At 53.5% G+C, this 21,876-nt stretch carries 22 protein-coding genes and 1 pseudogene; 15 read left to right on the forward strand and 8 right to left on the reverse strand.

Annotated elements, in window-relative coordinates; all coding sequences use genetic code 11:
- Positions 1 to 55: 55 nt before the first annotated feature.
- Positions 56 to 232 (reverse strand): annotated as a pseudogene (locus JMJ16_RS12970) (IS6 family transposase); the annotation flags it as partial.
- Positions 233 to 597: 365 nt separating this feature from the next.
- On the opposite strand from JMJ16_RS12970, the gene JMJ16_RS12975 reads away from it, so the two are divergent.
- Positions 598 to 1,050 (forward strand): Hsp20/alpha crystallin family protein, encoded by a 453-nt coding sequence (locus tag JMJ16_RS12975; protein ID WP_201381821.1) that lies wholly within the window; start codon positions 598 to 600, stop codon positions 1,048 to 1,050.
- Between the two features lie 586 nt (positions 1,051 to 1,636).
- Here JMJ16_RS12975 and JMJ16_RS12980 read toward each other — a convergent pair.
- Both JMJ16_RS12980 and JMJ16_RS54160 read right to left on the reverse strand, forming a co-directional pair.
- Positions 1,637 to 2,230, reverse strand: coding sequence for a hypothetical protein (locus JMJ16_RS12980; protein ID WP_201381823.1), 594 nt, complete (start codon positions 2,228 to 2,230; stop codon positions 1,637 to 1,639).
- A complete protein-coding gene (locus JMJ16_RS54160; RefSeq protein ID WP_236601446.1) occupies positions 2,227 to 3,024 on the reverse strand; it encodes an IS6 family transposase in 798 nt (265 codons plus the stop codon). Before JMJ16_RS54160 ends, JMJ16_RS12980 begins: the two co-directional genes overlap by 4 nt.
- A 75-nt stretch (positions 3,025 to 3,099) precedes the next feature.
- On the opposite strand from JMJ16_RS54160, the gene JMJ16_RS12990 reads away from it, so the two are divergent.
- The 8 genes from JMJ16_RS12990 (at position 3,100) to JMJ16_RS13025 (ending at position 10,567) form a co-directional block, all read left to right on the forward strand.
- On the forward strand, positions 3,100 to 3,441 hold the full coding sequence (locus tag JMJ16_RS12990; protein ID WP_236601447.1) for a hypothetical protein: 342 nt from the start codon (positions 3,100 to 3,102) through the stop codon (positions 3,439 to 3,441).
- A 211-nt stretch (positions 3,442 to 3,652) separates the two neighbouring features.
- A complete protein-coding gene (locus tag JMJ16_RS12995) occupies positions 3,653 to 4,654 on the forward strand; it encodes a LacI family DNA-binding transcriptional regulator (protein ID WP_201381825.1) in 1,002 nt (333 codons plus the stop codon).
- A gap of 61 nt (positions 4,655 to 4,715) precedes the next feature.
- On the forward strand, positions 4,716 to 6,059 hold the full coding sequence (locus JMJ16_RS13000; RefSeq protein WP_201381827.1) for an ABC transporter substrate-binding protein: 1,344 nt from the start codon (positions 4,716 to 4,718) through the stop codon (positions 6,057 to 6,059).
- 31 nt (positions 6,060 to 6,090) lie between these two features.
- Positions 6,091 to 6,999, forward strand: a complete 909-nt coding sequence (locus tag JMJ16_RS13005; RefSeq protein ID WP_201381829.1) for a carbohydrate ABC transporter permease — start codon at positions 6,091 to 6,093, stop codon at positions 6,997 to 6,999.
- A 14-nt stretch (positions 7,000 to 7,013) separates the two neighbouring features.
- Positions 7,014 to 7,853, forward strand: a complete 840-nt coding sequence (locus JMJ16_RS13010; protein WP_201381831.1) for a carbohydrate ABC transporter permease — start codon at positions 7,014 to 7,016, stop codon at positions 7,851 to 7,853.
- Between the two features lie 33 nt (positions 7,854 to 7,886).
- On the forward strand, positions 7,887 to 9,191 hold the full coding sequence (locus tag JMJ16_RS13015) for a sulfatase-like hydrolase/transferase (protein ID WP_201381833.1): 1,305 nt from the start codon (positions 7,887 to 7,889) through the stop codon (positions 9,189 to 9,191).
- Positions 9,192 to 9,757: 566 nt separating this feature from the next.
- Positions 9,758 to 10,378, forward strand: a complete 621-nt coding sequence (locus JMJ16_RS13020; RefSeq protein WP_201381835.1) for a hypothetical protein — start codon at positions 9,758 to 9,760, stop codon at positions 10,376 to 10,378.
- A 21-nt stretch (positions 10,379 to 10,399) separates the two neighbouring features.
- On the forward strand, positions 10,400 to 10,567 hold the full coding sequence (locus tag JMJ16_RS13025) for a hypothetical protein (protein ID WP_201381837.1): 168 nt from the start codon (positions 10,400 to 10,402) through the stop codon (positions 10,565 to 10,567).
- Here the strand turns inward: JMJ16_RS13025 and JMJ16_RS13030 are convergent.
- Entirely contained in the window at positions 10,554 to 10,958 is a 405-nt protein-coding gene (locus tag JMJ16_RS13030; protein WP_201381839.1) for a hypothetical protein, read from the reverse strand. The genes JMJ16_RS13025 and JMJ16_RS13030 overlap by 14 nt on opposite strands.
- A 92-nt stretch (positions 10,959 to 11,050) precedes the next feature.
- On the opposite strand from JMJ16_RS13030, the gene JMJ16_RS13035 reads away from it, so the two are divergent.
- Complete coding sequence (locus JMJ16_RS13035; RefSeq protein WP_201381841.1) at positions 11,051 to 11,515, forward strand: protelomerase family protein; 465 nt, start codon at positions 11,051 to 11,053, stop codon at positions 11,513 to 11,515.
- 265 nt (positions 11,516 to 11,780) lie between these two features.
- Here the strand turns inward: JMJ16_RS13035 and JMJ16_RS13040 are convergent, their stop codons facing one another.
- Positions 11,781 to 12,386: an HIT family protein gene (locus JMJ16_RS13040; RefSeq protein WP_201381843.1), complete on the reverse strand. Its 606-nt coding sequence runs from the start codon at positions 12,384 to 12,386 to the stop codon at positions 11,781 to 11,783.
- 284 nt (positions 12,387 to 12,670) lie between these two features.
- On the opposite strand from JMJ16_RS13040, the gene JMJ16_RS13045 reads away from it, so the two are divergent.
- Together JMJ16_RS13045 and JMJ16_RS13050 are read left to right on the forward strand one after the other, a co-directional pair.
- Positions 12,671 to 13,102 carry a hypothetical protein gene (locus JMJ16_RS13045; protein ID WP_201381845.1) on the forward strand — a complete coding sequence of 144 codons (432 nt, stop codon included), beginning with the start codon at positions 12,671 to 12,673 and terminating at the stop codon, positions 13,100 to 13,102.
- A gap of 1,160 nt (positions 13,103 to 14,262) precedes the next feature.
- Positions 14,263 to 14,634 (forward strand): hypothetical protein, encoded by a 372-nt coding sequence (locus JMJ16_RS13050; protein WP_201381847.1) that lies wholly within the window; start codon positions 14,263 to 14,265, stop codon positions 14,632 to 14,634.
- Positions 14,635 to 14,658: 24 nt separating this feature from the next.
- On the opposite strand, the gene JMJ16_RS13055 is transcribed toward JMJ16_RS13050, so the two are convergent.
- Genes JMJ16_RS13055 through JMJ16_RS13065 form a run of 3 tightly spaced genes read right to left on the reverse strand, consistent with a single transcriptional unit; the run spans position 14,659 to position 17,256 of the window.
- A complete protein-coding gene (locus tag JMJ16_RS13055; protein ID WP_201381849.1) occupies positions 14,659 to 16,776 on the reverse strand; it encodes a recombinase family protein in 2,118 nt (705 codons plus the stop codon).
- Complete coding sequence (locus JMJ16_RS13060) at positions 16,739 to 16,996, reverse strand: hypothetical protein (protein ID WP_201381851.1); 258 nt, start codon at positions 16,994 to 16,996, stop codon at positions 16,739 to 16,741. The genes JMJ16_RS13055 and JMJ16_RS13060 overlap by 38 nt, the downstream gene beginning before the upstream one ends.
- The gene (locus tag JMJ16_RS13065) at positions 16,993 to 17,256 is read right to left on the reverse strand and encodes a DUF5372 family protein (RefSeq protein WP_201381853.1); all 264 of its coding nucleotides are present in this window, start codon (positions 17,254 to 17,256) and stop codon (positions 16,993 to 16,995) included. The genes JMJ16_RS13060 and JMJ16_RS13065 overlap by 4 nt, the downstream gene beginning before the upstream one ends.
- 35 nt (positions 17,257 to 17,291) lie before the next feature.
- Here JMJ16_RS13065 and JMJ16_RS13070 point away from each other — a divergent pair, with 35 nt between their 5' ends.
- From JMJ16_RS13070 to JMJ16_RS13080, 3 genes are all read left to right on the forward strand, one after another.
- Complete coding sequence (locus JMJ16_RS13070) at positions 17,292 to 18,842, forward strand: reverse transcriptase domain-containing protein (protein ID WP_236601568.1); 1,551 nt, start codon at positions 17,292 to 17,294, stop codon at positions 18,840 to 18,842.
- 57 nt (positions 18,843 to 18,899) lie between these two features.
- Positions 18,900 to 19,364 (forward strand): transposase, encoded by a 465-nt coding sequence (locus JMJ16_RS13075; RefSeq protein ID WP_236601448.1) that lies wholly within the window; start codon positions 18,900 to 18,902, stop codon positions 19,362 to 19,364.
- A gap of 577 nt (positions 19,365 to 19,941) precedes the next feature.
- Complete coding sequence (locus tag JMJ16_RS13080) at positions 19,942 to 21,765, forward strand: pentapeptide repeat-containing protein (RefSeq protein ID WP_201381861.1); 1,824 nt, start codon at positions 19,942 to 19,944, stop codon at positions 21,763 to 21,765.
- Positions 21,766 to 21,876 lie beyond the last annotated feature (111 nt).

Raw genomic sequence — 21,876 nt, forward strand, 5'->3', positions numbered from 1 at the left:
ACGACCAAGTTGGTCCCATGTTGAAGGTGGTCCTTCAAGCGGTACTCTTTGGTGTAGGCTGCCTCGCGTTCACCCAACGGTAAATGGTGGTGTGATCGACGCAGAGTCCTCGTTCTCGCATGAGTTCTTCGAGGTCGCGGTAACTGAGGACGTACCGCAAATACCATCTCACACAGACAAGGATGATTTCGGCCTCGAAGTGATGCCATTTGAAGGGTTGTTGCTCTGTCATGGTGGGCTCTCTTTCGTTCTTTTTCTCAACTCTAGCCGATCAGCTTTCTTTTTTGCAACACAGCGGCGCGTGGTCCAGCCGTCGATGGTGCCAATGAGTTGAGAGAGGAGGAGGTCGCCGGTGTTGGCAGCGAGGTATGCCAGGGTGGTTCCCTGTTCCGATCCTTGCAGAGAGCAAATCAGAGTTTGATAGTAGTGCTATCAAGTTTTCTAACATAGATCTTATAGATTGCATACGTTCTTCTAACACGGTTGAGGATATACTCTTCTCAGTGAAGGAAAGATCCGGACGCACCTGGGCGAATCCCACCAGTGAGTTGTCCGATATGTCTTCCCATACTATTCCATTTCGAGGAGGAAGAGATCATGGCCAATCTGACTCGCTACAATCCCTTCAATGAATTTGTGACCTTGCGCGACGCGATGGATCGATTGTTTGAGGAGAGTGTCATTTCCCCACGCAACACGAGCGCCTTCTTCACTCGTACTCTGCCTGCCAACCTGTATGAGACGGCAGAGGACTTCACGATGCAGGTGCCGATGCCCGGTGTCACACCTGAGGATGTTGAGATTACCGTCCAGCAGGAAGTGGTGAGCCTGAAGTGGCAGGCAGGAGCAGAGATTCCTGAGCATGCCACGGTCCATTATCATGGCTTCCCCAAGAGTGAGCATCAGCGGAGCTTTACGCTTCCTTCGCCCGTCAATGCTGGGCGGGCGGAGGCGAGCTACAACGATGGCATCCTGACCCTGCGTTTGCCCAAGGCGGAGCACGCTCGCGCTCGCACGATCAAGGTCAACGCTGCGAAGGAACTCAGCTGACGGAGCTACATTGATGCTCACTTGAGATGCCGCAACGACACAAGCGCGAAGAACGCTTTTCTCTGGCGTTCTTCGCGCTTGTTTGTGTGTGAAGTGAGGGGAAGAGGCGTCGAAGAGAAGGAAGAGGCGTCGAAGAGAAGGAAGGGGGAGCGTGAGAGAGGAGGCCCACACGGTCGGATGTGTTTGCCTTCGCGCCAGCGATGAACGGACGTAGGGCTCATCTCGACCGTGAGAGAGGAGAGCCTCTTGGGGGAGCGAGGAAGATCGTTGGGACCGCGCCCTGCGCCAAGACGGTAGAGATGTGTGGGCAGCGCGAAGAAAAAGCGGTCCTTATGGAACAGAAACGGATGAAAGCGCGGAGTCGCGCAATCGTGCCAAAGGCAGTATTCCCCTTGTCGTGGAGCGAGGAGGATGGGGTGTAGGATACCAAAAATCTTGTTTTTGTCTGAGCTCAAATCTTCAAGAAAATCCCCGAATTCATGTCTTTCTCTCTTAGCTAGACTTTATCCATCTCAGGCAGCAAAAGCAAGCGTCTGGATGAAGCGCTCGAAAAGAGCCCGAGGGATTTTTACGATATCGGAAAAAACTAGAATCGTAAACTCATCTTAGAGAGGCGTTGTTCCAAAGCAACCAGATAGGCATGGGGATCTTTGCGAAAACGAAGCTGTTTGCAGCGAGCCTCTTGCCGAGAGGAGACCTCGGAGCGCAATTGGCGCCAGCGGGTCAGGTCGTTGGGAACGAGCTCCTCGCCGCTGAACAGGTGCAAGCGGGTGGCCAGAGCTGTGGTCACGCGAACCGATCCGCGCACGACCAAACCAGGAATGGCTCCTCGCCGTCCCGTGGCTCGACGCTCTGCGGATCGAACCTTGCCAAACGCTTGCTCCAGGTCGTTGTTCGTTTTGGGCAGATCGGCAATCTGATAACAGAAAAAGAGATGTGGCGCGTAGCTTTGAGTGACCTTCAGGAAGTGCAAGAGAGCAGCGCGGCCAGTGTCTGCTTGCTCAGCGCATGCCCGCACTTGTGTGACATATTCCTCAAAGCGGTGCGGGATCGCTCCTGCCTTGCACTGCTCCTGATTGCTCAGGATCTCAGCCCCTTGCAAGAGCCATGCAAAGAGTGGGCCCACGACCGCAAAGAGATCCTTGGTTGCCAGCAGCCCTTTCTGCAAGAGTTGTTTCAATCGTCCAAGCTCTCTGGGAAGCCCCTTTTTTCTTCGACCCGCTCCAGCGAGTCGCTGATGGCTTGCAGCCGTTGTTGTAACCGGAGCCCAGAAGCAGACAAGGGCGGCAACCCATCATCGGTCACACTCGCTCGAACCGCCAAGCAATACTCGTGAATCACTTTTGCCTCCTCATCGTCTCTCCCCTCGATGGCTCGTTCGATGGGACGAACCCCTCTCACCTGTTTCTTTAACTCCTTTTTGGCATGTCGATCGGCTTCGTAGATAGGCTTGCCAGCTTCTCGCAGGTAATGGAAGTGACAGAGTTGATGCGGGACTTGAGGCATGGCCATGGCAACCGCACGGCGAATGGAAAGCTGCCCATCGGAGATGATACCGTGGATCGGGACACTGAGCAGGTCTCTTGCTTCGCAGAGCAGCCTGCGAAAAAACTTTTTGGCGGCATGCTTGTTGCGTCGACTCTGGAGCAAAATATCCGGCACATTGCCACCCTGATCGACCGCTCGCCAGAGATAATGAGTCTTCCCATTGATTTTGAGAAACACCTCATCCAGATGCCACTTGTCGCCCATCTTGCCACGGCGGCATTTGAGCTCATTGGCGTACGTTTGCCCAAATTTCAAACACCATTGCCGAATGGTTTCATAGGTCAGCATCACACCGCGTTCAAACATAATCTCTTCAATGTCACGATAGCTGAGGGAAAAACGGAAGTACAGCCAGATGCAGTAACTAATAATCTCCGGCGGAAAGCGGAACCCTTTATACAGGAAAGCAGATAATGGCGTTTTCATCCCATCAGTATGCCAGAGGTTTCAGTCAGCCTGCAAGTTGACAGTACCCTGGAGAGACTGGAGCACCTACGGAAGTTGAATAGCAACAGACAGTGGGTGAACCACGAAATTTATAGGCTCATGTACAGGGAAGACCTGTATATTGTTGCCTACGAACGGATTAAGTCGAAACCTGGAAATATGACACCGGGAACGGATGAGGAAACGCTCGACGGATTCTCTCTGGAAGGGATTCGGGAGATTATTCAAGAGATGAAAACCGAACAATTTCGCTTCAAACCAGTCCGGCAACAGTTCATACCGAAGCCGAGCGGTAAGATGAGAAAATTAGGAATCCCTTGCGTAAGGGATAAAATCGTGCAGGAGGTCATGAGAATGATCCTCGAAGTGATCTATGATAGCCCAAACACGCCGTAATTCTCCGGTGCCGGCCACGGGTTCGGACCCCATGGCTTTCCAGTTCTCTTTTGTACAGCTTCGACTCGCTACGCTCGCCGCAGGCGCGAAGGGCTCCATATGTATGAGAATTGGAAAGCCCTGCTTCCCCGGTTTACAATTGACAGACATCGATTTTGATGGTAATCTCTTTACAGAGGGTTAAACGTTTCACCTCGTGAAAGGCAGATTGATGGCACCTACGCTTCCCACCTTACGAGATGTCGCGCACCAGGCTGGTGTCTCTATTGCGACTGTATCGTATGTGTTAAATGGGCGGGCTTCAAGTACGAAAACGATCAGCGAGGCGACACGCCAGAGGGTAATACAGGCGGTGGCAGAGCTGGGTTATGCCCCTAACCAGACGGCCCGCCATTTGCGTCGCCAGAAGACAGAACGAATCTGCATCGTCCTACCGCGTTTAGGCGTCCCATATTACGAGATTCTCTGCCAGCACGTGGAAGCCGTTGCGGAACAGCACAAGTATAGTGTTATTATCTCGCTTGCCAGTTCACGCGAGCAAGAGGCGGAGGTATTAGAACAACTACAGCGCCGCCTGGCCGATGGCGTCCTTGTCGTGCACGGCTCATGGAAAGCTGAGGAACTGGAACGCCTGGCCGCGTCAGGGGTCGCTGTCACCGCAATGCATAATGCCCTTCAAGGGAGAGGTTTTGATGTTGTGCGTACTACCGAGGAGGAGGCTTTTTACCAGGCGTTTTGTTACCTTCTCCAGAAAGGCTACCGCCAGGTCGTCTGCTTTACTGCGCAGAATGATGCCAATGATACGCGTTTTGAAGCATATCAGCGAGCCTTGCACACGTTCCACCTCCCGCTGGATGAACGCCTTGTCATTCCCACGCCTGCAAACCGCAAAGAGACGTATGCCATTCTTGAGCGCTTATTGCGGCAAGAGCAGCCTCCCGATGCCATCTTTGCTGGCTCTGACATGGTAGCGATAGCCACGCTCTGGGCCGCGCGCGATGTGGGGGTGAGCGTGCCTGAAGATATTGTGGTCATAGGTAGCGGCAATATTCCCGAAGGCGAGATTGCCAGTCCCCCTCTTACCACGGTGGGGCCAACTTCCCTTGACTTTCGTGATGTCGCCGAACTGCTTCTAGAACGCCTGCACAATCCCGAACAACCAGAGCGCACACTGTTACGAGAATGGGAATTGATCATACGTAGAACCGCCTGATTTGGCGGATGTACCATTGATGTATTTTTGCAAAGAAGCAACTCCAGGGAAGGAAAATGACATGGACAATACACATGAGTCTCAGTCTTCTCCACGCAAGGAGAGGCCATACACAACTATTTCACGGCGCGACGCCTTAAAACTAGGCGGAGGCTTAACATCTACCGTGTTTGCTGTTCCCATGCTGCTCTCAGCCTGTGGCGGAACAGGAAGTCTCGTTCCCTCTTCATCCTCTGCGGATAAAACGTTGCGCGTCTACTGGAACGCAGGTCACGCCTACACTACCTATCAACAGGTCATTTCTCAGTTTGAAAAGGATCATCCGGGTTGGAAGGTCAAACTAGAGTTATACCAATGGCCGGATATGCGAACAAAAGTATTGGCGAACTTTGCGGCTGGCGATGCCCCTGATTTGATTGAGGAGCCCGGAGGCTGGGTGCAAGAGTTTGGCCTGGCTGGTAAGCTACACTCCTTGCAACCGTATCTAGCAAAAGATGGAGCCAGCCTGGGTTTCCCCAATGACTGGCAGTCATACACAGTAGAGCGCAATACCGTCCACGGTGAAGTCTACGGTATTCAGTTGCACCTGACGTGTATGTTGCTCTTTTACAACAAAGAGCTTTTACATAAATCTGGACATACATCAGTCCCGGCGACATGGGAAGAGTTTCTGGAGATAAGCCGGGCCGTAACTGCCAATAATCAGTATGGCTTTGCGGCCAACCAGGATTCAGGCTATAGCTGGCCCTGGTACCTCCAGAATGACGTCCACCTCTATGATCCAACCAGAAAAGCGCTTGCGATGGATACTCCCGCCGCCGCCGAAGCGCTCCAGTTCCAGTCGGACCTGATTCATAAATACAAGGTCGCGCCAGTGCCTGTAGCAACCGGGAGCTATGACGGACCCCAAAAACTACTCTCCGCCGGGCGGGCTGCCTTTATTATCACGGGTCCATGGGATATTAAACCTATCCTAGGAGCTAACAAGGATTTTCCCCTGGGAATAGCCCAGGCCTTGAAGAAGAGCACACAGGCAACTTCTGCCGCTGGTACCAGCCTTATGATTCCCAAAGCCGCCAAAAATCCAGATATGGCCTGGGAGCTAATGAAACGCCTGCTAGCCCTTGAGACCGAGGTCGCGGTAACGAAAGAGGCAAGCATGACCATGCCTCGTTTATCCTGGTCACGTCACCCAGATGTACAAAAGTTAGAACTTATCGCGCCATTTGCCAAAGGTTTAAGCTATGCGCAGTTCTCCGGTGCTCAAATAGAGAAGACGGGCAAATCTGGACCGATCACAAGCCTCTTCGATAAGTCATACCAGGATGTCATTTATAAACAAACGCCCGCATCTGAGGCGCTCAAAGCCTTCACTGAGGCCGGAAACAAGGTATTGTCACAATAGCGTCGCGAGCAGGTGAAGAGGAGGACATATTATGAGTCTGATTATGGCGCGCGATAGTTTGGGAGAGAAACGTAGCGTGCGAATGGGTCTGGCAAGTCGCCAGGCCCTCATCGCCTATGTTTTTCTCGCGCCTGCGCTCATCTACTTTACCATTTTCTTCTTTTATCCTATCTTGCTGGAGCTGTGGGCCAGCATGCAAAGTACCACGGATTTTGTGGGGCTTGCGAACTACCTTACGGCATTTCAGGATCAGCGTGTCTGGGCAACCTTCCAGGTGACTGTGCTCTTCGCGATAGGGGTGACTCTGCTCAATATCCTGCTTGGCCTGGGCCTGGCCCTGCTCCTGGATCTGCCTTTTAAGGGACGGGTAGTCTTTCGGGCTGTGTTTCTCGTGCCTTATATGACCTCGATGGTCATTGTTGGCCTCATGTGGCGCAACATTCTGGACCCCCAGGTTGGTATACTCAACCGTCTCCTGTTTTCGCTGGGCCTTCCCCAGCAGGGCTGGCTGACAGATTACCAACTGGCCTTGCCGGTCGTGATTGGCATTACTGTCTGGCAGGGAGTCGGGTATACGATGATCCTCTTCCTGGCTGGCTTACAGGGCATTCCCGAGGATTACTATGAAGCTGCTCAGGTCGATGGCGCGAACGGCTGGATGCGCTTTCGCCATGTGACTTTGCCTCTCCTGGCCCCGACCACGCTTTTTGTGGTGATCATCGGGGTTATCAATAGTCTGCAAGCCTTTACACAGGCATTTGTCATTACCCAGGGTGGCCCTGCGGACGCGACACGTTTCTACGTCTTCCACGTCTACAACATCGCCTTTAATGAAAACAATCTTGGTTACGCCTCCGCGCTCTCCTTTATCATGTTTGTGCTGATTCTTGTATTGACGCTCATTCAATGGCGCCTGGGCAATAAGGTAGTTGAGTACTAAAGGAGGTGAACACGATGCACAAAAAAAATATCCCTGCGCGCCGCGTTGCTGGCTATATAGCACTATATACGCTTCTGATTCTCCTGGCAGCGGTGGCGCTTCTACCGCTTGTCTATATGGGATCACTCTCCCTCCAGAGTGATGCCGAGGTTTTTTCGGGCATCCCGGTCCTATGGCCAGCAGCCCCTCAGTTTCAGAATTACCTTGTCATATGGCAGAAGGCACCCTTTGCTCGCTTCTTCCTGAACAGCTTTATTGTCGCGGGGGCCATTACGCTCTCGCACCTGTTCTTTGATCCTTTAGCGGGCTATGTCTTCGCCAAGTTTCGCTTCCCGCTCAAGAATGTGCTTTTCTTGCTCTTCCTGGGTACGATGATGATTCCCTTTTTCGTGAGGATGATTCCGCTCTATATCCTCATGGCCCAGCTTAACTGGCTTGATAGCTACCAGGCAATGATCGCGCCATTTTTGATGAGTGCCTTCGGTATCTTCCTGATGCGCCAGTTTATCCAGCCGCTTCCTTTCGAGCTGATTGATGCCGCTCGCCTGGATGGCTGCTCGGAGTTTGGCATCTACTGGCGCATTATCCTGCCCCAGGTCAAACCCGCGCTAGCCACGCTCGGCCTCTTTACCTTCATCTTCCAATGGGATGAATTTATCTGGCCATTGATCGTCGTCAACAGCACGGAAATGCGTACAATGCCCATTGGGCTGACGCTCTTTAATCAAGAATACTTTACACAGTGGAACTATACCGCCACGGGCGCGGTCGTGCTTTTTGTACCAATCCTTGTGCTGTTCCTCTGTACACAGAAATACTTTGTTAAAGGCATCAGTCTGACAGGCTTAAAGTAATCACATAAGACCCTAGTGGAGTAATTGATAAACATGACCCAGGCAACAAAGCGCCCCAACGTTATTGTCTTCTTTACCGACCAGCAGCGCTGGGATACCTCCAGCCTGCATGGCAACCCACTGCAATTGACGCCGAACTTTGATCGGTTCGCGCAGCGTGGAACGCATGTCACCTCAATGTTTACCTGTCAACCGGTCTGTGGACCCGCACGCTCGATTATGCAGTCAGGACTCTATCCTACCACAACCGGCTGCTACCGCAATAATATCCCTCTGCCCCTGGAGACGCGGACCCTGGCACATGCCTTTAAGGATGCAGGCTACACAACAGGATATATCGGTAAGTGGCACCTGGGAAGCGCCGATCCCGTCGTGGAAGATGAGCGCGGCGGCTATGATTATTGGCTGGCCTCAAATATTCTCGAGTTCACCTCGCGCCCATACGATACCGTGGTGTATAATAACGAGAATCAAGCAGTCAAGCTACCAGGCTATCGCGTAGACGCGATAACTGATGCCGCTATTCGCTACGTTGATCAGCATCAGCGTGAGCCCTTTTTCCTCTTCATCTCCCAACTGGAGCCACACCAGCAGAATCAGCAGGATTATTTTCCCGCGCCTGATGGCTACGAGGAACGCTATCGTGGCGCGTGGATGCCACCCGACCTGGCGGCACTGGGCGGCTCAGCGCACCAACACCTGCCGGGCTACTTTGGCCAGGTAAAACGCGTTGATGAAGCCTTTGGCCGCCTACTAGAGGCCGTCAAAAGCCTGGGCATGGAAGACAATACCATCATTCTTTTTACCTCCGATCATGGCTGCCACTTTAAGACGCGCAATAGCGAATATAAGCGCTCCTGTCACGAGAGCTCCATTCGTGTCCTGGCTGCTTTCCAGGGCCCTGGCTTCCACGGCGGGAGGCGCATTGAGGAGCTTGTCAGCCTGGTCGACCTTCCGCCAACCTTGATTGATGCCGCAGGGCTTCCGATACCTCCTGCCATGCAGGGGAACAGCCTCTTAAAGCTCATCAGGAATGGGGAAGCAGATTGGCCACAAGAGGTCCTGATCCAGGTTAGCGAGAGCCAAGTGGGGCGCGCGCTCCGCACGAAAAACTGGAAGTATGGTGTTGTTGCTCCCGATAAAAATGGCTGGCACGACTCACATGCTGAGCACTATATCGAAACCTACCTGTATGACCTGGAGGCCGATCCCTACGAACTGAACAATCTTGCTGGCAAGCCAGCACACCGCGAAATTGCGCATGGCCTTAAAGAACTCCTGGTCAGCCGCATGGTTGAGGCAGGGGAAAAGCCCTGCCTTATTACGGAGCCAGAATAAAGGGCTGTGTTGCAAAAATAAAACTCATCAGATAAGATGCGATCAAAAGATGGTTGTGTTGCAAAAACTATGCCAAAGGCAAGAGGATGTGAAGAGGTTCTCTTTGTTCAGCTAGGCTGCGATTCCAAACAGCGTGGCGACCAAAGTCATCTGCCCTCTCACATCACCTTTGTCTACCCCTTGTAGCTGGGCTTGCCGCGTCCCTCTGGAAGTCAAGCTCGAAAATGACCAGTTGCCAGCGCCAACTGCTGGACAAGAGGTGCTTCAAAGAGGCATGAACGCTGGCTGGAGTGGACGCTCGTACTTGGCTGCGCCAGAAGTCAAAAATCGTGTGACGCGGGAACGCCTGGCGCGCAGACATGGGAAGGAGCGTCACCCACCAGTCTTCTCCACAATTCGTGCACACCCCCTTTGGAAAACTTCGTGGAAAAAGGGGTTGTGCGTTTACCTCTGGTTCAGGTATGCTTTGTGTGAACGAATGCTGTTCCCCCCTCCTACGATGGCTCAGGCCTCTCTATTTCTTCTTCGTCCTTGTTGTGCTTTGCTTGTCAAAGGAGGGAATCATCATGCCTGCAACCATCGAGGAGGAGCCTCGTCTCGCGCCACGCAGCCTTGTTGTGCGCCGCCATCCGAGGTCCGAGCCCGGGAAAGCGCCAGCCGTCCAGACGGCGCGTGCATCTCAATTGGCCAGACCACGAGCGCAGCGCCCTGTACCGGCCGAGGAGGTGCAGGAATTCTCGCGTCTGTCAGCGCCATTGCGATCAAAGCGTCAAGGAGGGAACTGGCTCCTGCCTCTTGGGCTGGGGATGTTGTGTGCGCTGCTCCTCGCCCTCGCCGGATCGCTGGTGCTGAGCTGGAGTAGCACGCTCATTGACGGGGTTCGCTATGGCTATCCGCGAACGACCCAGGTGGACCACATCGTCGGCCATGAGCGGGATCCGCGAGTCCCAACGCACTTCACGGCCCTCAATCTCAAGGGGCAAGTGATGATTTTCGAGGTTCCCGGCGGCGATCCAGAACATGCGCGACTCCTACTCGGTCCTCGCCTTGTTGGTCCTGGCGCTGACCTGGCACCTCTTCTGCTCACCTTCGCAGGGGATGCGCGCCATCCGGATTTGGTGGTGACGGTCAATGGCCTGCAGGTCATGTTTCGTAATACTGGAACGAGCTATAAACCGATGGGGTAAAAGACAAAGGGCACAATTGTCATGAGGGCCACCATTCACCTGGCTATGATGAGTGTCCCTTTCTCGCGCGGCATGGCGAGGGAAAAGTGGCAACCGGTTACCACTTTTCGTAAGCGCACCATATTCCTCGTGAGGAGAAGCAATGAGGAGCAGCGGCTTGAAAAGCCGCTGCTCCTCATTCTGCTGTAATGGAATGGGGAGTGATCTCTTTGAGCAGGTGTCGGCTCTCACCGCGCGTTGTCGCCCGTCTCACGGAAGATGACGTCAGTCTCAGAGATGGTGTCATGATGGTGTGCGAGAGGACGGGAGACGAAGGCGCGAGGCGCGCTCCTGGTGAGCGCGAGAACGCCGGGAGCTGGGAGGAGGGCGCGCGGGCGGTGGGCCTGGTGCATGTCGCTTGCGCGGGCAAGAGAGTGAGGTCGATGGTATGGATCTCCTGGGTGAGCTGTTGGCCCGAACTTCCTTCCCCACGGCAGAGGTTCTTCTCGCCGTACCATCTCCATGCCACTTTTTCTGCGGTCCGCTCGTGCGGAGGAAGAGCATGTTCCTCCGTTCCTACTTGACAGTAACGAAGGAACACTCTATACTCTTTACAAGACAAAAAAGCGGGTGTCTGCTAAAGACGATTTCGAAGAGGCGCGACAAGAGCGTTTGAGAAGGAGGAATGAGGCCATGGCGGCGATCTTAGGCTGGGTGCAGCGGCGCTGGAGCGAGGTGCTCGAACCAGTGGTGAGTGGTGCCACAGTGGCGCAGGAGGCGCAATTACGCGAGGTGTGGGAGCGTGAGTTAGCGTGGTGGAAGACGCAGCGGGGGTTAACCGGGGATTCGTTGCGCAAACCCATTACCCAGGTGCGACATTTGATCAAAGGGCTGCCGATCACGGAGGACAATAGTTGGGCAAATCCGCGGACGGGGGAGCAAGAACATATCGGGTTGAAGGTCTTCAACCTCTCGGAGGGGGAATGGGTGCAGATGAATGCGCGCACGCAAGGCGTGACCCAGGACCGATTAAAGCAGCAAGTCTTGCTCAAAGACCCCGATGCCCTGGTGGAGCGAGCCCTGTCATTGCTGTTTTCGCCGGAGTGGGCAGACCTGGTGGTTGGTATCGCCGTGTGTACGGGGCGCCGCTGTTGTTGATAAATGAAAAGGGGACCAAATGGCTCCGAATGATAAAAAAAGGGGGCCAAGAGGAGAGGGAGCCAAGGCGAGTGCTAAGGAAAGGAGCCACAGATACGCTCGTAAGGACATGCTATTGTAGGTGGTGGGGGGAGAAGAGTGAAGGAGGATCATGCGATGTGGGCGTCACACCTAGCCACTTGATGCTCTCCATATATGTGCAGTATCCATTGCAAAAAAACTTGCCCAGCGAGAACTGAGCAAGAAATGGAAGAGAAGAAAAAAGCTATTCAGCCAAAGCTGCCCTTAGTTCAGAGACATACTTTGCGTACTCATGTGAAGGAAGAATGCGCTCTGCCATATGCCCTGGAGCTGCATCACCATAATAGCGAGGTTTGAGACGACAATAGAGATGTGGATACCCACTACTTCCCATATCTACGCTCATTTTTAGTGGAGCAAAAACCTTCTCTATCGCTTTGGCTGAGCGAGCGAGATCCTCAATAAACAAAGAACGATCCTCTTGGGAAAGATCATAGAATTCTTTGATATGGTGCTTAGAGGTAAGAATACATTCTCCATGAATATATTGGTTCTTAGTGAGCTTGAGGCGTGTCACACTGAGATCCGCAATGATAAATCCGTAGCCGTCGAAAGCGCCATTCTTTTCGAGTTGCGCACAGAAAGCGCAATTCTCTCCTCGAACTAACGCATCCCATTGTTCACGTGGCATCCACCCCGATGAGCCAGAAGGGAGCAATTCCTCAAGACGTTGTTGCACTTGCTGCGTAAACCACTCTGCTGTGTCTTGTTCAGCAATTCCAGCCTGTTTCGCAATGCCTGCAATTTTTGCAAACATCTCATCTTCGAGGTTGAGTGTGACTGTTTTCATAGGTTCCTCCTGATAATTGAATACTTTCAGCTAGTAGCTTACGTGGTTTGCTCGACTCAGGCAAGTCTTTTTGTAACAAACACTGCACATATATGGAAAGGATCAAATGGCTATGTTTGGTAGGCGTGAGGAGAAATGCTAAAGAGGGGAGCCACAAGGAGGAAATGAATAGATGCATAAGGATATATGGAAATAGAAGAAGTGATAAGAAAGGGTTGCCAAGGAAAAGGGGATTGGGTATTCTTAGAGGAGCGATAGGTTTCAATAGATGAAAGGAGCGGAAGGTGCCTGTGGGAGGAGAAGAGTGGGAAGTGGTCCGACGAGCGTATTATGTGGAGCGGAAGAGTCAACGGCAGATCGCGAAAGAGGGAGGGATGAGTCGAAAGCGGGTGAAGCAGATAGTAGAGGGAAAGGAAGGAGAGAAGCGAGGGGGCTCGAAGGGGTCGGTGTATGAGCCGTATCGGGAGCGAGTGGAAGCGTTGTTGGTGGAGAATGAGGAGCTCCCGGTGAAGCAGCGGTATACAGCGGCGAAGATCTACCAGATGATTCGTGAAGAGGGGTATACGGGGTGTGAATCGAGAGTGCGGCAGGAGGTAGGGAAATGGAAGAAGAGGCAGCAGGTGGGAGAGGTGTATCTGCCGTTGGCGTTTGAGCCAGGGGAGGACGCGCAGTGTGATTGGGTGCGCCGTGTCGGTGCATATGAAATACCCGTGTAACACGGGAGAGGAAGGGGGTAACGAACCTCTAGGACATCCAACCAACCTGGAGCGGAAACGCAAAGGGGAAAACAGCATGTTGGAAAGTGCGCCCAAAGAGGCACATGATCTTCTGTCGTGCGAGAGCGCGACCTCACTCAGGCGAAGTGAGTAACGCAGCCCCTTACTTCCCGCCGAAAGGTTTGGGGGGGACTGTAGCATGGGGTTAAAAGTCTGTTGAAACCCTAACACCAAGGGTCAGAAGATAGGCAGCGAGGTCGTCTATGGTCAAGGCATGATTGCTTCAACTCTAGTCGTGGCGGAATACATGCGTCCTGTGGGAGCGGTGTCATCGCCCATGTCTGATGGTAACCATGAACGTTTCCAGCGTGGTTACAGCCTGCATCAGAGCCAGCTCGTAGGGAACGAGAAACGACGTACGGAGGGCCTAAGGACGAAGCGAAGATGATGTGTAACTTGGGGATCGCCTACCATCCGAGAGGGTCAGGGCGACGGAGTGGTAATAGTAGTTCGCCAATGGGAAACCATTCGTTGAGCGAAGTACCACAGGAGGCCAGACTCAGGAAATGATGGTTGACACGGATGTGTCATGAGACCATCGTGGGAGTTGCATTGAAAAGATGCGGGTCTCTGGAGAGCCTGGTGCATAGAAAGTGTGCATGCCATGGTTCGGGGAGGACGGTTGGAAACGTGCCGAGAGGTAACGCGCTGGCCGTCTATCCTACCGCGGAGAACCCTTGAAGGCATGTAAAGAGTTGCTCTGCAAGTCCTGTGTGCATGGTGAAGCTGGCCAATTGCTAAACCTGAGTTCTCGCATGATGATCACTTGCATCCGTTACAACCATGCCTGAAAGAACGACATCAGAAAAGCGTGAGACCCCAGTCCTCATGATAACACCCCCTCTGATGAATGGCGGGTAATGAACCCGAAAGAGAACAAACGGGCACCTAAACACACTACACGTTTCATATGCGCAAAAGCGGGATCGCCTACGGGTGCGATACCTATGGCGACGGAACCCCCATATGAGACTTCAAGGGAACAATGACGATCCTAAGAGGTCAAAGGGGCAGCCCTCGAAGGAGGGCCAGATTATGTGAAGGATACCCACATAAAGGGAAGGTATCAAAGAAGTGCCTAACGCATGGAGGTATGCGAAATGCAGGGAACCGAAGAGCTTTTAGGACTTCTCCGTGAACGCGGCAAGCGGGGCTTGCCGATCAAGCGCGTCTATCGAATGTTGTACAACACAAACCTGTACCTCTCGGCCTACGGTCGCGTGTACCGCAACGCTGGTGCGATGACGCCCGGCGGGACGGAAGAAACGGCTGACGGCACTTCACTGGAAACCTTTGAGACCATCATTACTGCACTGAAGCAGGAACGATATCAATGGCAACCAGCGCGAAGAACCTACATCTTGAAAAAGAACGGGAAAAAGAGACCGCTCGGCATACCGATAGGTCTTTCATACTGCCTCTCTTTCCCGGCGCGTTTCGGAATACCGATGGTCGCCAACGGGGTGGACTAGGAGCCCCAGCCCACCCTCTTCGTACTACTCTACCACGTTCTGCTGCGGCTTTCCAGCCTGACGGGGTTTCCAATATTGTTGCGTCGGCTTACGAAGTTCCGCGATGCGTTCTGGGGTGAGCGTAATCCAGCGTGGTCCATGAGGAGCCGTTTGCACATACTCCAAGCGCCCCGTTTCACACCACTTCGCAATGGTTGAGATATTGACATGAAGCAAGGTGGCCGCTGTTCGTGCTGAATAGCGCCCATCACCACGCTGCCCGGTGGGGCACGCTGCCGGGCCCTGAGGGCAGCCTGCCTCAATCTGGTAATCATACCGCAAGGATTGCACTTTCTTCGCCGTAAACATTCCTCCTCCGCCAGCACTGTATCCAGCTTCATTCAGCAAACTAGCCATGGATGCATCCGAAGAGGTGGGAGCCCATTTCTGGATAGATGCAATGACCTCCGGTTGGGTTTGGCGAAGCTCCCACGACTTTTTGAGGCGCGGGATGGACAGACCGGTGCGGGCCTCTGTCTGCCAGCGAATATCGATCACCACCAGGTCGCCACGCTTGGCCAGGGTCACGTCTTTGATCAGCCAGCGCACGAGTTGTTTCCGTTGGGCGTTCGTCGTCGTGGGAGCTCCCCAGAGCGTCGGCAGGTCCTGGGCCAGCACGCGGATCTGTTCCCGTTGCTCCGCCGACAGCCTCAGTGCATCAGGCACCGGTTGGGTTTGATATTCCCGTTCCAGGCGATCCACTTCCACGAGTTTCTCGTTCCAGTCCCGTTCCAGGCTACGCGCCACGAGTCGATTCTCTGGGTCCACTGCATGGTAGCGTCGGCGCGCCAGGTCAGCATCGTACTGCGCCCGCTCAATTTGCCGCTTCGCCTGCTGATCGAGTTGTTTGGCGCGCCCCTCCAGATGGGCGAGAGCCGAGAGCGCGACTTCCAACTGTGCTGGCTCCATGGCTTCCAACAGCACTTTGCCAACGACCTGGTCAATGCGATCCCCTCGCATGGTTTGGCAGACCTTGACCGCCAACTGGGTATGCGCCTGGCTGCATTCGTAGATCAACACCAATCCCTCGCGCTGATAGCGTACACTCATCCGACGGCCACACGAGCCACAGAGCACGATCCCTTGCAAGAGCGAAGGGCCGTCACGTACCGCTCCTCGGTGGGCAGCAGCCGGGGTATTCTGGTTATCAGCCAATTGCTGCTGATTGCACCGGAACTGGTCCCAGGTGATATAGCCTGGATGTCTGTCCAGCAGCACGATGGGCCACTCCTCTTGTTTGACTCTGCGTGTACGTCCCTTGATCCGTGGTTCTTCGCCGGGCAGGGCGTGCCGACGGGTGTGCGTTCGCCCGTAGACGTAGGCTCCGGCATAGAGCGGGCTATGCAATACATCTAACACTCGGCCATGACAGAGTGGCACCCACTCCAACTCACCAGAACGGACACCACCCCAGTGCCGGGTAGGGAAGCGCAACTGATGTTTGGCGAAGTGGCTTACCACGGCCAGCGCCGATTGATGCTGCTCAAAGAGGGTGAACACCAAACGGATGGCTCCCTGAACCGCCTCATCGGGATCAAGGACCACATGGCCCACTGGGTCATAGATGAGTCCGCTCGGCAGGCGGAAGCGCAGCTTCCCTTGTTCGGCTTTGGTCAGCTTGCCACCCTGCAAGCGCTGATGCAACCAATGCAGTTCTGCTTCGCTCATGGTCCCCTTGAAGCCCAACAGGAGGCGGTCATTGTACAAGCCGGGATCGTAGACGCCCTCCTCGTCAATGACCAGAGTATCAGTGAGGGCACAGATCTCCAGCAGGCGATACCAATCACTGCATGAGCGGGCCAAGCGCGAGACTTCCAAACTCAGGACCGCTCCTACATGGCCCAGCCCGACTTCAGCCACCAGCAATTGAAAACCGTCGCGCCCAATGGTCGAGGAACCGGATTGACCTTGATCCTGGTCAATCACTTCGATGCCTGCCTGTTCCCAGCCCAACTCGTGCGCGCGCTTAACCAGGTCATATTGGCGCGTGGTACTGCCGATATTCTCGCGAACTTGCAGCAGTGTCGATTGGCGCACATAGATCACCGCTTGTCTGCTGAGATGATCAGGACGGATTTTGAGGGTGTGCTGCTGGATCGGCATAGCACGCCTCCTCTCTTTCACACTGGCTAGCAGGACGCGTTACGACTGCATTCAAAGCTAACTGTGCTAAGAGGCCAATGACGCGGATTTGCAGGTCAGAAGAGAGGTGAGCCCAGATGTGGACCAACGCGCTCTGCTCCTGATCAGAAGAGGGAAGTGGGGCCATGCGGCGACCTCCTTGCTGTGCCCAAACCACAAGACAGGCAGATAGCTCTATCATATCTCATGGGCTCCTTTCTGCTGCCTGACCCATTGCGCGATCTGCCACAAGCCCTCAATCGAGAGCAACGGGGGTTCAACTGCACTGAGATCAGGATTAGCGGGCCCTGCGTAGTCGGTCAAACTGGCTGCGATGGCTCCGTGATAGCCGTCGGGCATGCGAATGATGAGGTCAGGATCTGGCCCGCGTCGCACGCGGACGAGCTGGACGCGTTGCCCGTGCAGAGGGTGGTGAGGATGGGTTACCGTTACCCATTCCACAGATCCTTTGGTAAAGGGGGTAGTGTGCTGTGAATATGCCTGTCTGGAGCGACAAGCTCCTAGCTGAGGTTATGAGAATGATCCTGAACGCCTACTTCGATGGGACATTCAGCGAACACTCCCACGGCTTCCGTGAAGGACGGGGATGTCATACGGCTCTTCGAGAAGTCTACCAGATCTGGCAAGGCACTGTGTGGATCATCGAGGGCGACATCGCCGACTGCTTCGGCTCCCTCGACCATAACCTCATCATTTCGGCACTCGCCGAACCCATCCAGGACGGGCGATTTCTCAATCTCGTCAAAAAGCTGCTCGACGCAGGATACCTTGAGGACTGGAAACTCAACAACACATTCAGTGGAGTTCCACAAGGAAGCATCTTGAGTCCAATCCTCTCCAATATCCTGCTCTCGAAACTGGACAGGTTTGTCGAAACGGAACTCATCCCCGAATACACCAGAGGGAAGAAGAAAAGGCCAAATCAGGAATACAACCGCCTGATCAATCGCGCCCGCAAACGATACAACAAAGGACAGAAGGAGGCTGCCCACAAACTCAAGCAACAGGCTCAAAAACTTCCCTCCATCGATCCCCAGGACCCCGACTTTCGACGACTGAGGTACGTAAGGTACGCAGATGATTTGGCCCTGTCGTTCGTTGGTCCCAAGGAAGAAGCAGAGGCCATTAAACAGCGGCTCCGAGCATTCCTGCTTGAAGAACTCAAGCTCAATCTCTCGGACGAAAAGACGTTGATTACCCTCACACGGGACAGCGCTGCCAAATTCCTGAATTACGAAATCACGACGTTACACTGCGACACCAAACAAACCCGCGACAAAAACGGGCGAAGAGGCCGAAGTATTAACGGAGGTATCGGCCTGAAAGTACCCAGAAAGGTCATTGAAGACAAATGCAAGCGGTATATGCGCAAAGGAAAGCCCTCTCACCGAGCAGAACTACTCAATGAGAGTGACTTCACCATCATCGCCACCTACCAGCTTGAATATCGGGGATTGGTCAATTACTACCGGATGGCCTACAACCTTTACACGCTCCGAAAACTCAAATGGGTCATGGAGCAATCGCTGACGAAGACGTTAGCAAGCAAACACAAAATATCAGTAAGCAAGGTGTACAAGAAGTGCAAGGCGGAAATCGATGTGGAGGGGAAGAAATACAAAGGATTGCAAGTCACAGTCTCGCGTGAAGGGAAAAAGCCACTCGTAGCCACCTGGGGAGGCATCCCCCTTACCTGGGATGTCACCGCACCCATTGAGGATGAAATGAGGCAATACGCCTGGAAACGGTCGGAACTAGAACGACGACTCCTGGCCCAAACCTGTGAACAATGTGGGGCGACTCGCATGACCGCTCAGATAGAGGTGCATCACATACGGGCACTGAAAGACCTGAACAGGTATACAGGTCGAGAGAAGCCGCAATGGGTCCACATCATGGCTTCACGCAGGCGAAAAAACACTCGTCCTCTGTCACACCTGCCACATGGACATCCAACATGGACGCCCACAGAGACGCGCGGTATCACGTACACGGACAGGATCAACCTGATGATGCTGGAAAGCTGATTACAGTGAAAGCTGTACGATCAGTTTGGAGGGGGCCAGTCGGAAAAAGGAGCAGGAATGTCACCTTCGTCGGCTGGCTACCCTACGGTAAAACCTCCTGGAGAAACGCCTCAGGTGCTTTACTACACCTCAACTGCTGCGGTGTGTCTCTTCATGCGTCATCCAGACAACCTGGATGAAGGCGAACAGATGGATCTTTCGGCTCTTCGCCAAGCTCATCCAGATATGAAGACGGCGTATAGCCTGGCTCAGGACTTTCTCCAGATGCTGCGCAAGCGTGAAGGGGCGCGGCTGGACACCTGGCTCACCCAGGTACAAGAGAGTCACCTCCCAGAGCTTCAGAGCTTTGCACATGGCGTAGAACAGGATCAAGCGGCTGTGCAGGCCGGATTAACGCTGCCCATCAACAACGGACAGGTTGAAGGCCACGTCACCAGGATCAAACTCATGAAGCGCATGATGTATGGCAAGGCCGGATTACATGTTATTCGGAATAGAAGAGGAGCGCACTATTCCCAATAACATGCATTATTCGGACTGTGACGCAGGAGCATTCCGAATAATTGCCCTCCTGCGTCAACGCGTTCTCTACCGTATTTAACCTGAGTTTTGCGTAACGAGAGTTGTGTTGAGCTGAAAAGGAAGCGCAAGACATCCCGCCGCTGTTTTGTGCGATACGTCAATTATCTCGACTTTTCTCCCATTTCCCGCTCAATCAACGTCATTGATATATCATTGACGAATATGAAAGATGGGTTTCCCGCACGGTTTGGGCTTCGCTCTCATCTCAGAAGGAACAAATAAATCAAACAAAGTCTCAAAGTGACCAGAACTATAACCAGCAACATGGAGCGTAAACTATTCTGCGCTCCATCTGATATACTTAATCATACCGGTTTCCTTGAGCTTACTCGCTTGGCTTATCCATTATGTAACGGGAGAGATACGATGATAGAGACCTCCTCATCTAATCTAACCCTGACGTATTTGGGGCGTTCAAACTAGCCAAGCTCTGGGCTTGGGACTGGCTCTTTGCAGATCGATGGTCGGCCAGTCTGAAAACTCCATCTTTGTGAACCGTTAGATGAGGAGGTCTCCGATGATAGCAAGGTTTCGCTCATGGTGGCAGCAAATTAAGCAACATCGAGTAACAATCCTGATTGTTGCAATTATCTTGGTAGTAGTCATTGCATTGATTGTCGTAGGCTACTGGTTCGACTGGACTGGCTTCAATGGCTATAACCAAGTAACAATAACACGAACTTTAAGTGGCACGAACGCTGGTACAATTACCAGGACTGAAGTATACCAGCCAGGAAAAACGCTTTGGGACTGGCTAGGGCTACTAGGTGTGCTTGCTATCCCTGTTGTGGTAGGGTTTGGGGTAGCCTTGTTCACGGCACAGCAATCTCAGGCAGAGGCAGCCAGAACAGCACAGCAGGCCAGGGAAAGCGAGGCAAATAGGAACAAGCGCCATCAGACTGATCTTGAGATCGCAGAAAAAAATAGGGAATTGCAACAAAAAACTGACCTTGAGATTGCAGCAGAAAACCGACGCGAAGTGGCACTACAAGCATATATCGATAAAATCTCGGAACTCCTTCTGGAAGAGCATTTAGGTGAGCGAACAGAAGATGGTAAATTAAAACCAGAATACGAGCAGGTACGTAATATAGCACGGGTGCGAACAATAACCGTTCTGACGCAGTTAAATGCAAGGCGTAGTGGCTATGTGTTCGCTTTCTTAAGAGAAGCCGGTCTCATGTCACCTACAGTAGAGAGCATTGTCAGCTTGAAAGATGCCAACCTCAGCAAAGTCGACCTCAGTGAAGCTTTTCTCTGGCAAGCCAACCTCAGTGGAGCCAACCTCAGTGGAGCCAACCTCAGTGGAGCCGAACTCTTTGAAGCCAATCTCAGTAGAGCTTACCTCAGCAAAGCCAACCTTAGTGGAGCCCACCTTCTCCATGCCAATCTCAGTAGAGCCGACCTCAGTGGGGTCGACTTCAGTGGAACCGACTTCAGTGGAGCCGACCTTAGTGGAGCCGACCTTAGTGGGGCTCACCTCAATGCAGCCGACCTTAGTGGAGCCGACCTTAGTGGGGCTCATCTCAATGCAGCCGACCTTAGTGGAGCCGACCTCAGGGGGGCTCACCTCAATGCAGCCGACCTCAATGCAGCCAATCTCAGTGGAGCCGACCTCAGGGGTGCCCGCCTCAGTGCAGCCAACCTCAGGGGTGCCGACTTCAGTGCAGCCATCCTCACATACGCCAATCTCAGTGGAGCCGACCTTAGTGGAGCCGACCTCAGTGACGCCAACCTCCATAGAGCCAACCTCAATGCAGCCAACCTCAATGCAGCCAATCTCAATGCAGCCAACCTCAGTGACGCTAACCTCAGTGAAGCCAACCTTAGTGCAGCCAACCTTAGTGCAGCCGAGTTCTTTAAAGCCGATCTGAGCAAAGCCAACCTCAGTGCAGTTGACCTCAGTGCAGCCAGCCTCTTGATGGCCAACCTCAGTGGAGCCGACCTGAGCAAAGCCGACCTGAGCAAAGCCAACCTCGGTGGAGCCGACCTCAATGCAGCCAACCTCAGTGCAACTGACCTCAGTGGAGCCGACCTCAGGCAAGCCAACCTTAGTGCAGCCAACCTCAGTGACGCCAACCTTAGTGCAGCCAACCTCCATATAGCCGACCTCCATGGAGCCAACCTCCATACAGCTAACCTCCATGCAGCCATCCTCAGTGCAGCCATCCTCACATACGCCAATCTCAGTGGAGCCGACCTCAGTGCAGCTAGCCTCTTGATGGCCAATCTCAGTGCAGCCGACCTGCACAATGCTAAGAACATTACTACTGAAGAGTTGGAAACGCAAGCCAAGTCACTCCAAGGCGCAACTATGCCCGATGGGTCAAAACACCTGTAGTGTACTAGCACTACCTTTTTGCCAAAGTTGGAATAATGTGTCAACCACGTATCAAAAAAGCAGCCAGAAGATACGGCGTATACGTTCTGAACGCTTTAAAAAACTGGTCGA

The organism is Ktedonobacter sp. SOSP1-52 (genome assembly GCF_016587395.1).

Excerpts from the sequence above, each read along its gene's own strand:
- JMJ16_RS12975 (WP_201381821.1), top strand. The coding sequence starts at position 598 with ATGGCCAATCTGACTCGCTACAATCCCTTCAATGAATTTGTGACCTTG.
- JMJ16_RS54160 (WP_236601446.1), bottom strand. The coding sequence starts at position 3,024 with ATGAAAACGCCATTATCTGCTTTCCTGTATAAAGGGTTCCGCTTTCCG.
- JMJ16_RS12995 (WP_201381825.1), top strand. The coding sequence starts at position 3,653 with ATGGCACCTACGCTTCCCACCTTACGAGATGTCGCGCACCAGGCTGGT.
- JMJ16_RS13000 (WP_201381827.1), top strand. The coding sequence starts at position 4,716 with ATGGACAATACACATGAGTCTCAGTCTTCTCCACGCAAGGAGAGGCCA.
- JMJ16_RS13005 (WP_201381829.1), top strand. The coding sequence starts at position 6,091 with ATGAGTCTGATTATGGCGCGCGATAGTTTGGGAGAGAAACGTAGCGTG.
- JMJ16_RS13010 (WP_201381831.1), top strand. The coding sequence starts at position 7,014 with ATGCACAAAAAAAATATCCCTGCGCGCCGCGTTGCTGGCTATATAGCA.
- JMJ16_RS13015 (WP_201381833.1), top strand. The coding sequence starts at position 7,887 with ATGACCCAGGCAACAAAGCGCCCCAACGTTATTGTCTTCTTTACCGAC.
- JMJ16_RS13020 (WP_201381835.1), top strand. The coding sequence starts at position 9,758 with ATGCCTGCAACCATCGAGGAGGAGCCTCGTCTCGCGCCACGCAGCCTT.
- JMJ16_RS13025 (WP_201381837.1), top strand. The coding sequence starts at position 10,400 with ATGAGGGCCACCATTCACCTGGCTATGATGAGTGTCCCTTTCTCGCGC.
- JMJ16_RS13035 (WP_201381841.1), top strand. The coding sequence starts at position 11,051 with ATGGCGGCGATCTTAGGCTGGGTGCAGCGGCGCTGGAGCGAGGTGCTC.
- JMJ16_RS13040 (WP_201381843.1), bottom strand. The coding sequence starts at position 12,386 with ATGAAAACAGTCACACTCAACCTCGAAGATGAGATGTTTGCAAAAATT.
- JMJ16_RS13050 (WP_201381847.1), top strand. The coding sequence starts at position 14,263 with ATGCAGGGAACCGAAGAGCTTTTAGGACTTCTCCGTGAACGCGGCAAG.
- JMJ16_RS13055 (WP_201381849.1), bottom strand. The coding sequence starts at position 16,776 with ATGCCGATCCAGCAGCACACCCTCAAAATCCGTCCTGATCATCTCAGC.
- JMJ16_RS13060 (WP_201381851.1), bottom strand. The coding sequence starts at position 16,996 with ATGATAGAGCTATCTGCCTGTCTTGTGGTTTGGGCACAGCAAGGAGGT.
- JMJ16_RS13070 (WP_236601568.1), top strand. The coding sequence starts at position 17,292 with ATGCCTGTCTGGAGCGACAAGCTCCTAGCTGAGGTTATGAGAATGATC.
- JMJ16_RS13075 (WP_236601448.1), top strand. The coding sequence starts at position 18,900 with ATGTCACCTTCGTCGGCTGGCTACCCTACGGTAAAACCTCCTGGAGAA.
- JMJ16_RS13080 (WP_201381861.1), top strand. The coding sequence starts at position 19,942 with ATGATAGCAAGGTTTCGCTCATGGTGGCAGCAAATTAAGCAACATCGA.